The 13,722-nt window shown below is 55.5% G+C and carries 8 protein-coding genes; 6 read left to right on the plus strand and 2 right to left on the minus strand.

Annotated elements, in window-relative coordinates; translation table 11 throughout:
• On the plus strand, positions 1-3,492 hold a 3,492-nt coding region (locus JW953_22235), incomplete at its 5' end, for a PKD domain-containing protein (GenBank protein MBN1995424.1).
• Positions 3,493-3,656: 164 nt separating this feature from the next.
• Positions 3,657-4,112, plus strand: a complete 456-nt coding sequence (mscL, locus tag JW953_22240) for a large conductance mechanosensitive channel protein MscL (GenBank protein MBN1995425.1) — start codon at positions 3,657-3,659, stop codon at positions 4,110-4,112.
• Positions 4,113-4,135: 23 nt separating this feature from the next.
• Here the strand turns inward: mscL and JW953_22245 are convergent, their stop codons facing one another.
• Positions 4,136-5,338 (minus strand): MFS transporter, encoded by a 1,203-nt coding sequence (locus tag JW953_22245; GenBank protein MBN1995426.1) that lies wholly within the window; start codon positions 5,336-5,338, stop codon positions 4,136-4,138.
• 180 nt (positions 5,339-5,518) lie between these two features.
• On the opposite strand from JW953_22245, the gene JW953_22250 reads away from it, so the two are divergent.
• The 4 genes from JW953_22250 to JW953_22265 all read left to right on the plus strand — a co-directional run bounded on the left by JW953_22250 (position 5,519) and on the right by JW953_22265 (position 10,700).
• The gene (locus JW953_22250) at positions 5,519-6,928 is read left to right on the plus strand and encodes a DUF1186 domain-containing protein (protein MBN1995427.1); all 1,410 of its coding nucleotides are present in this window, start codon (positions 5,519-5,521) and stop codon (positions 6,926-6,928) included.
• 23 nt (positions 6,929-6,951) lie between these two features.
• A complete protein-coding gene (locus JW953_22255) occupies positions 6,952-7,827 on the plus strand; it encodes a DUF3592 domain-containing protein (GenBank protein MBN1995428.1) in 876 nt (291 codons plus the stop codon).
• Positions 7,828-7,848: 21 nt separating this feature from the next.
• The gene (locus JW953_22260) at positions 7,849-8,889 is read left to right on the plus strand and encodes a DUF4236 domain-containing protein (protein ID MBN1995429.1); all 1,041 of its coding nucleotides are present in this window, start codon (positions 7,849-7,851) and stop codon (positions 8,887-8,889) included.
• 215 nt (positions 8,890-9,104) lie between these two features.
• A complete protein-coding gene (locus JW953_22265; protein MBN1995430.1) occupies positions 9,105-10,700 on the plus strand; it encodes a hypothetical protein in 1,596 nt (531 codons plus the stop codon).
• Between the two features lie 10 nt (positions 10,701-10,710).
• On the opposite strand, the gene JW953_22270 is transcribed toward JW953_22265, so the two are convergent.
• Positions 10,711-13,713 (minus strand): DUF2723 domain-containing protein, encoded by a 3,003-nt coding sequence (locus JW953_22270; GenBank protein ID MBN1995431.1) that lies wholly within the window; start codon positions 13,711-13,713, stop codon positions 10,711-10,713.
• Positions 13,714-13,722 lie beyond the last annotated feature (9 nt).

Genomic DNA, 13,722 nt, shown 5'->3' on the forward strand with positions numbered 1-13,722 from the left:
ACCTACACGGCCTCGGCCGGTCTGCCGGCCCAGGTGGGCGATACTATCACTTACACCTACTACATCACCAACACCGGCACGGTCACGCTATATACCATTACCCTGGATGATGACAAACTGGGGTTGACCTCCCTCACACCTCCGCCGTTAGCGCCGGGTAGCAGCAAGGTTTTTACTGATACCACCATCGTGGTTGAAAATGATCTGCTTTACAGTTTTTTGACCAACACGGTTGCGGTGACCGGCGTCAACACCCTCTCAGAAATAACCGTGGCCACCGACACCGCCAGCGTGCCTTTGACCTACACGATTGGCATTACGGTGGTGAAAACGGCCAGCCAGGCCACGGCCTCGCCCGGCGATACCGTCACCTACACCTACCGGATCACCAACACCGGCGACATTACCCTGACCGTTATCCTGTATGACGACGAACTCGACACCTACCCTCCTTTATCGGCAATGACGGTCGCTCCGCAAAACAGCGTGACCGGCACAGCCGTCAAACTGGTCAACGCCGGCGATCTACCCGGCCCGATTGTCAACACGGCCATTGTGACCGGCGCCAATACCATTGTTTCCCAAACGGTTATGGCCACAAACACGGCGGTGGTTACTTTAACCTACACCACGGCCATCAGCCTGGAAAAGAGGGCCACTCCCTCCAGCGCCACCCTTAACCAGGTGATTACCTACCGTTACACCATTACCAACACCGGCCAGGCACCCCTGGACCTGATTCTGTCTGACGATAAACTGGGGCCGCTGTCGCCTCCAGTGACTCCCCTGGCGCCCGGCTTGTCTACCGTCGTGATTACCACCCATACGGTTTCTCAACTTGATTTGCTCAATTACTATCCGCTGCTCACCAATACGGCCACGGTCAGCGGCACCTACCTGACCACCACCGTCACCGAAGTCGCCTCGGCTGCCGTAACGCTGGTTTACACGCCCGCTATCCAATTGGCCAAAACGGCCAATGTTACCGCCACTGCGCCCGGCGAAGTGATCACTTACACTTACACCGTCACCAACACCGGCCCCCTCACCGTCACCATTCTGGCCCTGGATGACGACCGGCTCGGTTCGCTCTTGGCCCGGTTGGGCACCACCACCCTGGGGCCAAACAACGATAGTACCACCGCCACTATCACTTACACGGTCAAAGTGACCGATACACCGGCTATCACCAACACGGCCATTGTGACCGGCCAGGATACCCTGGGTCGGGTGCCCACCGCTACTAAAACGCTGGTGGTTGATGTGGAAGAGAAACTACTTACCATCAGCGCCGTCAACGATAGTCCCACCGTGGTCAATACGGCCACGCAATTTACTGTTACCACCAACATTACCAATGGTGTTACTTACGTTTGGAATTTTGCCGACGGCACTCCCTTGGGCAGTGGCATGAATCCCTCCCACACCTATACTTCGGTAGGGACTTATACGGCGGTGGTAACGGCCTTTAACAGCATCAGCACTATCTATACCACCACCGTGGTGACCATCACGCCCGGGCCGCCGGTTCGGTTTGACCTGCAAGCCAATTCGCCGCAAACTGCCGGAGTACCGTTTACGCTCACCATTACTGCGCTGGATGCGTACGGCAACCCTACTCCTTTCAGTGGCCCCGCTACCATCGCCGACACCACCGGCACTATTGCGCCCACCCCGGTGACGGTTGTTAATGGCATCACCATCACCACGGTCACGGTCACTCAGGCTACCTCGCCGCTCTCGGATACCATCACCGCCACCGATGACGGCACGGGCACCATTACCGGCACTATTGACGTGGAAATACGGCCCAATACCCCCACCACCCTCACGATAACGGCCAATCCAAACGTTATCCACATTTGCGAAACAGCCTTGGTCACCACCACCCTGACCGATCGGTGGAATAATCCAACGCCTGAAGAACCCGTAAACTTATCATTACTGGCTGCACCGGCCACGGGCATAATCGTGCCAAATTCTGGAAATACAAATGCAAATGGGATGGTTTCGTCCATCCTCACAGGTACCGGCACTTTATCTGGAAATGTGCGCATCTTGGGAGAATGGGCCACCAATCCGGCTGTAAATAACTTCCCCGGTTATTTTGTCCAGGTCATCACCCCCACCATTCCCACCGTTATCGCCGTCACCGTTTCTCCGGCCAGCGTCTCTGTTGGCGGCTCGGCTGTGGCTACTGCCACGGTTACGGATTGCAATAACAACCCGGTCAATGGCCTGGTGGTCACTTTCACCATCCCGGCCTTGTATGGCACCGTCAACCCGCTTACGGCCACCACGGTCAGTGGCATTGCCACCACTACGGTCACTGCGGGCCTGACCCCCGGCACTACGGCCATCACCGGCGCCGCAGAAGGGCCTCTCTCCGACGACACCCCCTTTACCATCACCCCTTCCACGATGCCTACCTTGACCATTAACAAAACAGCCACGCCGCCGGGCGGCACTGTTCCGGCGGGCAGTTCCATCACCTATCAAATTGTGGTGGCCAACAGCGGCACGGCCCCCGCCACCGGCGTGGTCATCACCGATGCGCTTGACTCCGACGTTGGTTTTGTCACCGGCTCGATTGTGCCGGTGGGCAGCGGGCCGGTGGATACCGGCGGTGGGGTGATTACCTTCTCGGTGGCCAGCTTGGGTAGCGGCGTGGCGGTCACAGCCACTATTCAGGTGAACGTGACCGCGGCCTTATCCGGCACAATCATTGCCAACACAGCCACGGCCAACAGCCATGAAACCGCTCCGGTGACCAGCACTATCGTCACCCACCAGGTGATCACCACGCCGCCCGGCAGTGTATATTTGCCCATCATCCTGAAAAACGCCGGGGCTGCGCCGCTCATTGTTGACCTGACCGTGCGTGGTGTTACGGTCTCAAATACATCACCCAACACTGGCGATCCGGTGGATATTACCGTAACCCTGCATAACACGGGCACGGCTTTTGCCACCCCCTTCTGGGTAGACCTTTACCTGTCTACCAATAGCGCCCTGAATCCGGCCGTTAACCGGCCCTGGGACGAGGCTTTTGCCGATACGGTAGTGCCTTACGGTGTGGCCTGGAAAGTATACGGCATGCCGGCCGACGGCGATTTTGTGATCAGCAATCTCAACCCCAACGACTTGGCCGGAACCTGTAACAATTACAGCAACTTCATTCCCAACGGTTTGGGCTGCTGGCCGCAAACCTGGAAGTGTATGCCGCTTAATAATTACTTTGGCGATCCGCGCACCTATTATCTGTACGTGCGGGTTGACTCTCTCGACGACAATTATCCTACCAGCCAGAATCCTAATGGTGAAGTGCTTGAGACGGATGAAAATAATAACCTCCATATTTTCTCGATCCCGATCAATGTTGGCGGCACGCCTATCTTGCCTAATCCATTCAACCCGCCGCCATGTTCTACTTCAATCCCAGGCCTGGAGAGCCTGGACCAGGTTGACGGGCGTCTGCCTGTTCAGCCATAACGTTTGGGTTGGCTCTGTTCTAAGTTTTTACTGCTCCTTGGTCAAGCTTAATAGTCTGTCATCACCAACCAATGACAAAGGGCGAACAACGAAATTGGCTGTTCGTCCTTCGTCGTTGGTCGTTGGTCAGTTACTCTAATCTAATATAAAACGGGAGCTATCTTATGCTTAAAGAATTTAAAGAATTTGCCTTGCGAGGCAACGTGGTAGATATGGCCGTGGGTATTATCATCGGGGCCGCTTTTGGCACAATTGTCAAATCGCTGGTTGACGATATCATTATGCCGCCAATTGGGTTGTTATTGGGTGGGGTTGATTTCAACAATTTGTATATTTTGTTAAAGGCCGGAACGCCGCCGTCGCCTTACCCCTCATTGGCCGAGGCCCAGGCTGCCGGCGCGGTGACCATCAATTATGGCCTGTTCATCAATGCCGTGGTCAGTTTCCTTATTGTGGCCTGGGTGGTCTTTTTGCTTATCCGTGGTATCAACCGTTTGCAGCGAAAGGAAGAAGCGCCGCCCGCCGAACCGACCACGAAAGAGTGTGGCTATTGCCACTCGACTATTCCGATCAAGGCCACCCGCTGCCCCTATTGCACGTCTGAATTGGTGTCAGTTTAAAAGCTGGTATTTTGCCGGTTGGGCTAAGCTGGTATGCCTTCCGCTTTGGTGGGGACAGCCGCTTCCCTGGTAGTTGGCAGCAAGAAGGCCAGCAAAGCCGCCAGAATGCCTATCCCGGCGCTGGCCTGCATCACGGGGGCCAGGCCCCATCCATCGGCCAGAACACCGATGGCCCACGTGGCAAACGCGCCTGCGCCAAAAATGTAGCCCAGGGTGATGCCCGAAGCCAGGGCTTTGCGGCCCGGCAGCAGGGCCTGGGCAATAACGACCAAAATGCTGTGAGAGGCGCCGCCCAAGCCTCCAAAGAGAATGGCCAAAGGAAAGGCCAGCCAGCTACTGGTGAGCGGCAAAAAGAAGAGAGGTAGAGAGCCGGCCAGCATAGTTATCAACACCACCGACCGCCGTCCCCAGCGGTCGGCCAGGTGGCCGCCAATAACCCCGGCTATGCCCGAAGCCAACCAGAATACGCCGGTGATAAAACCATAGGCGGTGGCTTCCCAGCCCATAAGTTGAAACATTTTGGGCAAAAAAGAGACCGTGCCCAAAAAGGCCCAGGAACGCAGCCCCATGATCAGGGCCAGCAGGCCAAGTGCCCCCCACCGCACGGCCACCAGGGACCCCTGATTTCCATTGGCCGGATGAGGCGCAGGTTCAAGGGGGAGGGCAGCGTGGCGCATGGCCAGGGTGATAAAAATAAGCAGCGGCGTTGCGCCCAGGGCCAGCATCCAAACGCCAACCGCCCCTACTTTGTCCAGAAGCAACCCGGCCAGCACCGGCCCCAGAGATAACCCACTCTGCCCAAATAAAAAAAATACGGCCGTGGCTGTGGCGGCCCGGTTGGCTATAGCTGTGCTTGCGTGCATTGCCCCCTGCGGGTGAAACGCGCCTACGCCCAGGGCGGCCAGGCTAAAAAGTACCAGGAAAAGCCAAAAGTTTTGGGTAAGTTGAGCCAGCAGCACGGCCAAAGCCATCAAACCGGCTATCCAGGCTACGCTGCCTGGCCCCAGCCAGCGACTGCCGATTTTGTCGGTCAGCCAGCCAAAAATGGGCTGGGTCCCCGCGCCAATAAATTGGAACAGGCCGATGGCCAGGCCAATTTGGGCGCCGGTCAATAACATGGGCACACTAAAAAAAGTAACCACCACCGAACTCATACTGGCAAAAACGTCAACTGTAAAATGGCCCAACACTACGGCCAGGTAGAGTTTATGGCGCAAAAGTGACATAGTGACCGGAAGTGTAGCACAAATTTGGCAATGTCCAAGTGCAGGATGGCTTTTTCAAAATAATCCCTATGTCTATTGATTGTCGGTGGGGGGCGGCTGTGATACAATAATAGAAACCGATCGAACATGATCAGATGACCATACCCTTTGAGGTATGTCCTGGGACGGGGTTAAGCAAAAATGGCCAAAAACGAGATTTATCAAATCAAAGTTACCCTCAAAGATAGCAAGCCGCCCATCTGGCGCAGGATTCAGGTGCGGGCCGATACCAAATTGAACCAACTGCACTTGATCTTACAGGTGATCATGGGCTGGGCCGATTACCACTTACACCAATTTGTGGTGGGCGAAACTTACTTTGGCGAACCCCATCCCGATGACTGGCATGAAGTGAACGATGAGCGTAAGGTTACGCTGAGCCAAATTGTCCCTCGTGAAGGCTTCAAATTTATTTACGAGTACGATTTTGGCGACGACTGGCGGCACGAACTGCTGATTGAAAAAATTTTACCCCCCGAACCGGGCGTAGAATATCCTCTTTGTCTCAAGGGTAAACGGGCCGGTCCGCCCGAAGACGTGGGCGGGGTGTGGGGTTATGATGACTTCCTGGCAGCCATTAAAGATCCTCACCACGACGAACACCAGGATATGCTGGAATGGGTGGGCGGCGAGTTTGACCCGGAAGCCTTTGACCCGGACGAGGTCAATGCGGTCCTGCGGCAGAGGTTGGGCACACAACCCGTGGTTGAAACAACTGGCGATTATCCTGCCCCCGTTGCCCAATTATTAAGCCTGGGCGATGTTCGCGACCAACCCCAGTGGGCCGATTATCCGGCCCTGGGCTTAACCCTGGAACACACGCCCGATTTGATCCGCATGGCCCTAGACGAGGATCTGAACTGGGCCGATAGTGACACCGACGAAGTATGGGCGCCGATCCATGCCTGGCGGGCCTTGGGCCAGTTGCGGGCCGAAGCCGCCATTGAGCCGCTGATGTCTCTTTTTGGCCGCGTTGATGAATTTGACGATGATTGGGTTGGTGAAGACCTGCCCGATGTTTTTGGCCTGATAGGCCGGCCGGCCCTTGAACCTTTGAGCCGTTACCTGGCCAATCCTGATCACAGTTTATGGGCCAGGGTAACGGCAGCCCAGAGTTTTGTCAAAATCGGCCGGCGTCACCCCGAACTCAGAACGCAATGCGTGGCCGCCCTCACCCGGCAGTTAGAGCAGTTCCGGGAACTTTCTCCCTCGTTGAACGCCTTCCTGGTCAGTTCCCTGATTGACCTCAAAGCAGTGGAGTCGGCCCCGGTGATGGAACAGGCTTTTGCCGCCGGTCGGGTTGATATTTCCGTTCCGGGCGATTGGGAAGACACACAGATTGAGTTGGGCCTGCTCCGGGAACGCCAAACACCCAGACCCAATTACCACGAGCCGTTGGGCCGGCCTTTATCACCCCCGGTTGGCAAAAATAGGGGAGGCGCAGACGCCCAAGCTAAGAATAAACTCAAGGCCCAAAAAAAAGCCAAAGAAAAAGCCAGAACCAAACGCAAACAGCAAAAAAAGGCCCGCAAAAAACAGCGTAAACGCTAACAAGTGGCCGGGTGAGATTGCCCATGATGTTGACCTGGATAGCAGTGATAACCTTTGGCCTGATAGCGGCCGTAGCCGTTGTGCGGTGGGTTATTCGCCGGGCGGCGGATAACCCACCGGCCGGGCAGCCTTGTTTGGCCTCGCTGCCGGAAACAGCCGCGAGCCGGCCCACGGCCAAACCGCCGTTGGGAGCGGCAGGCAGCGGGGGGTGCGGCCTGCTCTTTGGCCTGGCTTGGACAATGTTCAGCCTTATTTTTGTGCTGGTTCCGTTGGGCGTTCTCATCTCAGAGTTGCGCACGGCCATTCTGCTGCACACCGGCGGCGTCACCACCGAAGCTGTGGTCATCAGCCGGCGCATTGATCCGGATTCAGAGAGCGACACCTACTACGTCACCTACCGTTATTGGGCGCCCCTGCCCCAGGGCGATCGCCGCCAACTGACCCACGAAGAAAGCGTTGATTGGGATACCTATAAAACGCTTATCCCCGAAAGCCGGGTCAATGTGCGCTACGTTGCGGTTAAACCGGAAACGGTCCGGTTGGAGGGGCAGTCTAAAACCTTGGAGATAGTGTTTCTGACCGGCTTTATGTTGTTTGGCGGCCTTTTTGTTGGTATTGGCCTCTGGTTGATTTATACCAGCGGCCAAGAAATTCGTTATGACCGTTTATTGAGTCAGCATGGTGCAATCACGGCCGCTCGCCTGACGGACCGCTGGACGCAAACCGACTCCGACGGCGGCAAGGATTATTGTGTGGCTTTTTGTTTTGCTGTTCTCGGCCAGCCGGAGATTACGGCAACTGAAATCAACCGTAAAGCGTATCATACATTACAAGTGGGCGATCCGGTGCAGGTGCGCTACGCGCCGGGCAAACCGGAAATATGCCGGATAGAAATATAAAAACATTGATAGGATAAAGGAATGGGTTTTCGTTTACAACGCAGTATCCGGCTGGGTAAATTTATCCGGCTGAATATCAGCAAAAGTGGCGTGGGGGTGAGCGCGGGCGTGCCGGGCTTGCGCCTCAGCACCGGGCCGCGTGGTACTCAGTTTAGCGTGGGTATCCCCGGCACGGGTTTGAGTTATCGTAAGCAGTTGAGCGGGAAGAGCAAAAGTAGTAAAAAGAAATCCCCGGCCTCAAGTTCGGCGCAGAGCGTGCCCCGCCAGGCCAATTTGCCGGAACGCCCTGAACCTGGTCTGTTGGCGTCAAAAGCAGAAAAGGAGCTGGCCAGGGGCCTGGAAGATTATCACGCGGGTTGCGTTGACGAGGCCCTGGAGCATTTTCTGGATGTCGCGTCTGAAGAAGCCGGGGCGGCCATCTTTGCCGCAGCCATCTTGGCTAAACAGGAGAACCAGGAATTTAGGGCCAGCCAATTGCTGGAAGAGGTGGTGCAAAGTGATGACGAATTCCCCACCGAACTCATGCAAAAATATTTGCCTGGCGCGCACCTGGAGATAGATGTTACGCCCAATATTACGGCCAATGTTCCTCTTGACGGCCTGGCCGCAACTCTGCTCCTGGTTGAGCTATACCAGACGCAGCGGCGGGTCAGAGAAGCCATAACCCTGCTGGAAGAGATTGAGGCGTTGGCGGGCGAGCCGGTACTTACCCTCTCGTTGTGTGAATTGTATGCCAGCCGGCGGTTGTGGAACAATATCATTGAGCGGGCCAAGGATACCGAGCCGGAGGACGATGTGTCTCTGGAAACGTTGATCTTTTATGGCCGGGCTATGCAGGAGAAAAACTTACATGAAGCCGCCGTTACGGTCTTCAACAAGGCGCTACGTCAAAAGAAGGGGCGCGATGAGCTTTTGCTTAATGAAGCCAGATATTGGCGGGCTGTTTCTTACCAGCAGCAGGGTAAAGGTCGGCAAGCCAATACCGAATTCCAAAAACTGTACGCTGAAGCCCCGGATTTTAGAGATGTGGCGCAGCGAGTGGCTGAATTTTCCATAAAATAGCCCCTCAGTTTTGTAATCAGATTGTAACAGTAATGAAGTTGGGTTTGTGCTATTATGTTTAATGGGGCAGTGGTTGCTAATTGTTTTTTGAAGGGGCGTTACAGCGTTGCGTATAATTGAATAGGGAGTGCAGCAGGCCGATGCATCGCACGGGAGGGCGTGGCCCGGAGGGGTTAACGGGCGTTCGTTAACAGTAAAAGAATGCAAAACGGCTGATGAAACCTGACAACGTTGCGGTTAATCGAAAAGTTCTGCGAGAGTTGTTGGTTAAAAGCTTCAGTTATGAGGAACTGAACGACTTTTGTTTTGATTATTTCCCCGAGGTGTACGACCGGGCCGAAGGCAGTTTTGGCAAACACGTTACCGCCCGGCTGCTGATTGACCACTGCGAGCGGCGGGGTTTATTGCAGTATTTAATATCGCTCATTGCCGCCCACAATCCCTATCAATTTACCCTATATGAAGCGGCATTGTTCAAACCTGCTCCTGCGCCCGTATCCGCCGCCGAACAACCCCAGGTCACGCTCAAGTTGACCTTTCCCACGGTCAATATAGAAAATTTTACCCCCGCCAAACAGGCTGCCTTGATTCACCTCATCGCCGAAGAATTGAATATTTCCGAGGATGACATTACCATTGTGGATGTTAAAGAAGGTAGTACTATTATTATTTTGCGCCTGCCCGCTTCAGCCGCCAAGCAGTTGATGGCCCTTTATCTGGCGGAACATCCCGTTTTGGTAGACCTGCGCCTGGGCCATATTGAAAGTATGCCTGTTCAACTTTCATTATGGGTGCGAATTGTTAAATTTCTGGCTGAATTATCAGGCTCTTCTAACCTGCCTCTACTGCTCATTGCCACGGGCCTCTTGTTGGCCGGGTTAGCCGCCCTGCCCTTGCTGACGTCTTTGAGACAGGTTTTGAGAACTTCTGAAAATGTAACGCCCACTCCGATTTCTGAATTCATTTTTGTGACAGCCACCGCCACCCCTCTTTTGCCTGCGCCAACCCCCAGCCCCACTGTTGTCCCTGCGCCAACTTTTACCGAGATTCCGCCGTCTACGCCCACTGCCACTGTGCCGCCAACAATCGTTTTTACGCCTACATCTATTCCCACAACCGCCGAGGAGCCAACCACAACCGCCACCTTCACCCCCTCAGAGACTCACCCCCCCACGCCCACGGAAACACTAACCGCTACTCCCACGCCTACGGAAACCTATACTCCCACTCCCTCCCAAACACCTACGCCCACCCCCACGCCTACCTATACGCCCTCCTTCACCCCCACCGCAACTAAAATCATTACCATCACCCCCAGTTCAACGCCAACGTTAACGCCATCGAGCACGCCCACCCTTACCTCTACGCCCAGCCCCACGCCCGGCGAAAATCAGGTTACGGCGGAAGGCCCTGATCAGGTTGAAGCCGATCAACTGTTTACGGCCGTAGTGGCCATAAAAAATATTATTCCGCCCGGCGTTTTTGGCGCGCAATTTAGCCTGGTTTATGAGCCTGAGTACCTGGCGATAGTTGACCTTACGCCCAACCCGGAGCTTTTGGTGATTGTTAAGTTGATTGATAATCAGGTAGGGCAAATGGATTTTGCGGCCAGCCGGCGGGAGGGCGCGCCCAATTTTACCGAGGACGTTATTTTTGTAACCCTTACTTTTAAGGCCAAACCTGTTTCCCAGGCAGTGGCGGCCAGAATCAAGGTGGAGAATGTGAAATTGGGGGCCAAGGGAGGCATAGAGGTGCCCGCTACCACGCGGGATTTGACGATAGTAATCAGGCCGGGTTCGCTCCCCAAATGAGCCGGGCAGTTTAGGGAATCACGGTAATCACGCCAACCTTAACAAAATCTGCCCCGGCCTGGCCCTGGTTGTCCAAAACGGGCAGGCGGGGACCCTCCGGCGGCAGGTACATTCCCACGTAAATGGAATACTGTCCGGGGACAGTATTGGGTGGAAGTTGGATGTCAATGGGATCGGCCACCACCTCGCCGGGCAGCCAGCCGGTAGTGGGTTGTTTGGCTCGTTGGCCCGGGGCCCGGTCGTGCTGGGTTACAATTTGGCCCTGCTCATCCACCACGTGGAGAAAAACCAGATAAGGTTCCTCCATCTCCCTCAACCCTTGCCAGTAAAAGTCAAAATGGATGTGGCAGCTATCTGGATTGGCCGTACAAGCCTGTTGGCTGATTTGCTGTTTAAAAATTCGGGTTGATAAGCCGGGCTCAGGCGTTGCCGCGACATTATAGCCAATGAGGCGTACTTTGTTTCCCAGATTGGCGTGGATGGGATACTGCACCGGCGGCGCGGCAAACACCCGCCCCTCTTTTTCGGTAATGGCCAACCAATCCAGATCAAGGCTATCCCCCAAGGGCAAGAACCAGCGCCGTAGATTTAATTTGGAGCCATCCGGCCATAGCCAACTCAAGCGGACTCGCAGCCCTTTTGTGCCTACGGGAGTGCTGGCCGGAACAACCAGATCAATCTGGTCGCGCACAAATTGGCCGGTTTGCCAGGTAGCGGTGGGCGCTTGGCCGTCCACTGGCCGGTGTGCCACTGCCCGCAGGATGTTGCCCTCAGCATCTACCATCTCCACCAGCAGGGTATAGTTATCAGCCGGTTGTTGTTTGGCCCGCCACAGGAGCTTTAAGGCAAAACCTTTGCCCTGGCCCACTCGCCTGACGCTATAATCGTAATCGGTCAGTTCAATTTCGCCGTTGAAATCGTGTTGCGGCAACATTGCTTTAGGTGAAGTCAACTTGTAGTTGGTGGGGGGAGATATAATTTCCACGTTTCCCAGGTCCAATACGGTTGTTCCTTGGCTCGCCAGCCACGGTTCTTTGTAGTAAGTGTAAACTACTAATTGCAGCCGGTATGAACGGGGCAGCGTGCCCAGGGGAATGGGAATGGGGGCGTAGCTGAGGACGTGCTGGCCGACCGGCAAGGTTTCGCTGGGGAACCAGCCACTGAGCAAGGTGTCGTCTAACTGGGCCACAATCGTATCGCCCTGGCTGAGCCGGAGAGAGACAGTTGTCTCCGGGGGCAGATCGGCCAAAGCCTGCCAGGTGAGGGTGACGGCGCAATCGCTGCCGCCGCTGGCTTGAGGGGGATAGTCAACGCCTAACAGGCGCAGTTTGGCCGGGTTTGTAGCGGCGGGCTTGAAAGTAACTTCAACGGGAGGAAGGGAGGGCAGCAGGGTTTGAGGAGCGATATGACGCGGCGCAAGGCGCACCAGCCGGCCCCAGGGAATTAATTGGTAACGTTCCTGGACGCCGGAGGCCCAACCTTGCAGCGGCCCGGCCAGGTATAGATTCTGGCCGCCGGTGGCAAACCATTCTCGCACTATCTCTTCGGTGGGCGGGTAAAGGCCGCGCAAATCTGGGCGGCGGTTTTGGGCGTATTGCATATACCAGAAGGGGGTTAAGTCGCCCCAGTGAGCCAGCATAGCCGCCCCTTCGGCCAGGGGATGTTCAAGGACGTCGGCCCACTCGTCATAAATGGCCCGGTTCCATTTGGCCTCGAGCCAGTTGTAATTGTAGCGGATTTGGGGGAGATAGAGGAAAGGGATGAGGGTGAAAAAGACGAGCGCCGGGAGGAGACGTGAAACCAGAGGCCAGAGACCAGAGGGGGAGGGTGAGATTTGTGTCGCCAGGAGTCGTTCAACTAGGTTGACTATACCGCCCAGGAAGATGGAAAACATGAGAAAGGAAGGCAGCAGAAAGGCGGATTGTTCGCCCTGGTCGTAGGTGAGCACAAAGGGAATGGGCACGATATATATAAAGAAAAGAGGCCAGAACATGCGCGGGCGCAGGATGGCCAGGGCCAGCCCACCAATAATGCCTAAACCTATACCCATCAGGGTAAAGTTGTCGGCGAGGAGGGGCACATAAACGGTAGCAAATCGTTCCGGGATCAGGCCCCAGTTGCTGACAATGCCGCCGGTAAATTTGGCAGCCAGGAAATAGTCCACCAATCCGGCCTGGCCGGTTTGGTAGAAGTCGGCCAATAATCCCCGCTGAATGGCCTCCTGGCGACCATAGTGAGCGATCAACCCTTCGGCGCGGAGGGGAATGTATAAATAAAATAGGAGCGGGGCCAGAAAAAGGAAGGCATGCAACAGAGCCAGTTTTTTATCCAGCAAATATTGCCGGAAATTCAGCCAGGCCAGCAGCAACAGGCCGGGAACGAGTAAAATAGCGGTGTTATGCACGCTGATTTGCAGGCCAAGCAGGCCGGTGGGGATGGCCAGGGGAGATATGTCATACGCAGCCCGAAATATTGACGTATTTCGGGTTGCGTATGGGGTACTGCCCAAAGATTTTTGCTTGTTCAGCGCCAGGCTCAGTAGATAAAGCACGCTGGCCAGCAGCAGAATGTTGAGCGGGTAAGTTTTAGCCACGGTCGCCCAGTGCCAAAAAGTGGGCAGGGTGGCGAAGGTAAGCACGGCCACAAGGGCGGCCCAGCGACTTTCTAACAAACGCCGCAGCGCGCCATAAAGCAAGGGCAGGGCTGCTGCCGCGCATAACGCCGAGAGAAGGTTCATGCGCCAGGCGATTTCACCAAAAGGAAACAGAAGGAGCCAGAGTTTGCCCAGCAAGAGGTAAAACGGAAAGCCGGTGGGGTAGGTGACGCCCAGCACATAAGGCGTATATTGGAACAGGGCCTTATCACCTTCCAGTACAGTGGGGGCCAGGACAATGGTGTAGGCGTAAACGCTACCGGCGAAGAGGAGCAGGCCGATGAGGGGGTCAAAGTTGAGGCAAAAGGCATAACGCATCAGGCGTAATATTTGATGTTTGAGGCGAGTGATTTTAGCCATAGCTGATTT

Source organism: Anaerolineae bacterium, assembly GCA_016931895.1.
Taxonomy (GTDB): Bacteria; Chloroflexota; Anaerolineae; order 4572-78; family J111; genus JAFGNV01.

Excerpts from the sequence above, each read along its gene's own strand:
- mscL (MBN1995425.1), top strand. The coding sequence starts at position 3,657 with ATGCTTAAAGAATTTAAAGAATTTGCCTTGCGAGGCAACGTGGTAGAT.
- JW953_22245 (MBN1995426.1), bottom strand. The coding sequence starts at position 5,338 with ATGTCACTTTTGCGCCATAAACTCTACCTGGCCGTAGTGTTGGGCCAT.
- JW953_22250 (MBN1995427.1), top strand. The coding sequence starts at position 5,519 with ATGGCCAAAAACGAGATTTATCAAATCAAAGTTACCCTCAAAGATAGC.
- JW953_22255 (MBN1995428.1), top strand. The coding sequence starts at position 6,952 with ATGATGTTGACCTGGATAGCAGTGATAACCTTTGGCCTGATAGCGGCC.
- JW953_22260 (MBN1995429.1), top strand. The coding sequence starts at position 7,849 with ATGGGTTTTCGTTTACAACGCAGTATCCGGCTGGGTAAATTTATCCGG.
- JW953_22265 (MBN1995430.1), top strand. The coding sequence starts at position 9,105 with ATGAAACCTGACAACGTTGCGGTTAATCGAAAAGTTCTGCGAGAGTTG.
- JW953_22270 (MBN1995431.1), bottom strand. The coding sequence starts at position 13,713 with ATGGCTAAAATCACTCGCCTCAAACATCAAATATTACGCCTGATGCGT.